At 64.9% G+C, this 1,817-nt stretch carries 1 protein-coding gene; it reads left to right on the top strand.

Annotated features, from left to right (window positions below):
- On the top strand, positions 1-1,817 hold a 1,817-nt coding region (locus AC1DMG_RS21930; protein WP_477181131.1), incomplete at both ends, for a DUF3418 domain-containing protein.

A 1,817-nucleotide genomic window follows, 5' to 3' on the forward strand; every position in this document is an offset into this window, starting at 1 on the left:
GGGAGAGGGAGCAAGGGCGACGACGAGGCCGCGAAGCAGTACGAAGCCATCCATCGCAGCCTGCTCGCCGGCCTGCCCACCCAGGTGGGCCACAAGGACGAGAAGGGCGTCTATCGCAGCACGCGCGAACGCCGCTTCCAGGTGTTCCCTGGTTCGTCACTCTCGAAAGTGCCGCCCAACTGGATCTTCGCGGGACAAATCCTCGATGTCGGCGGTCGCGTGTGGGGCATGATGTGCGCACGCGTCGAGCCGCTATGGATCGAACAGCAGGCCGCGCATCTCTTGCGCGCGTCCTGCCGTGACGCGCACTGGTCGCGCAAGCGCGGCCACGTGGTCGCGTACGAGCAGGTGAGTTTGTTTGGGCTCACCCTGGTCGAGCGTCGGCCGGTCACCTTCCAGAAACAGGATCCCGCGCTCGCGCACCAGATCTTCCTGCGCGAAGCCCTGGCCCGTTGCGATATCGACGCGCGCGCTGACTTCATCCGCGCCAACCAGCGGGTGTTGGAAGATGCGCGCGGCATCGAGGCCAAGCAACGCCGCGAAGGCTTGCTGCGCCATGAAGACGAGCTGGTCAGCTTCTTCGAGGGCAAGCTGCCGCAGGACATCGCCGACAGTCGGGCATTGGATGCGTGGTATCGCAAGGCGCGTCCGGCTGAACAGGCTGCACTGCGCTGGTCGCTTGATGATGTGATGAGCGGTGGTGCGGGCCTTGATCCCAAGGCATTCCCTGCGTCGTTGGATGTGCCGCCACAGAAGTACCGTCTCGAATACCGATTCGTCCCGGGCGACGATGCAGATGGCGTCACCCTGCATCTGCCGCTGGCCATGTTGAACGCTTTGCCCGCCGCGCGCTGCGAATGGCTGGTACCGGGTCTGCTCGCTGAAAAAATCGCCGAGCTGATACGAGGACTGCCCAAAGCCTTGCGACGAAACTTCGTGCCGGCACCGGATTTCGCACGCGCCTTCGTCGAAGCCGAAGCGCCGCGCGACGAGTCGCTGACCAAGGCGCTTGCTGTGTTCCTCAAGCGCGCCACCGGCGTCGATATATCGGCGCCCGAATTCGATCAGGTGATGCTGCCTGCGCACTTCCGCATGCGCTATCGCCTGCACGACGAAAACGGCAAGACGCTGGCGACCGGGCGCGACCTCGCCGCCATCCGCGCGCAATGGGAAGGCCAGGCGCGCGAGGCGTTTTCGCGCAAGACCGATATCGAGCTCACCCGTGAAGACATCGCCAGCTGGGACTTCGAAGAAATTCCACAGCAGGTGCGCTCGACCGGTGGCCTGCTCGCATTCCCGGCGCTGGTCGACCTGGGCGACGCGGTGGCGCTGCGCGTGTTCGAGCGCAGCGACGAGGCACGCGAAGCGCACGTGCAAGGCGTGATTCGCCTGTTGCGCAACGCCTTGGCCACCGACATGAAACAGGCGCGTCGTCGCCTGCCGGTCGGCAATCCGCTCGCATTGAAATACGCGCCAATCGGCGGCGTGGACGGCCTGCGCGAGGATCTGGTCGAAGGCGGCTTGCAGGACCTGCTGTCACGCTACCAGCTCAATGTGCGCACTGCCGGGGCGTYCGAGGCGTTGCACACGCAGGCAGCCCGCGAACTGTTTGGCGCAGCCGTCGAGCGATTGAAGTTGGCCGAGCCCATCATCGAGGCGCAGGCTGATCTGAAACCCTGGCTGCAACCACCGCTGATGGGTTTTGCGCGGGCCAGCTATGACGATCTGCGCGAACAGCTTGATGCGCTGCTCACGCCCGGCTTCCTGCGTGATCTACCGACATCACGGCTGGCGCACTATCCGCGCTATCTCAAGGC

This window comes from Dyella sp. 01N36 (assembly GCF_056399745.1).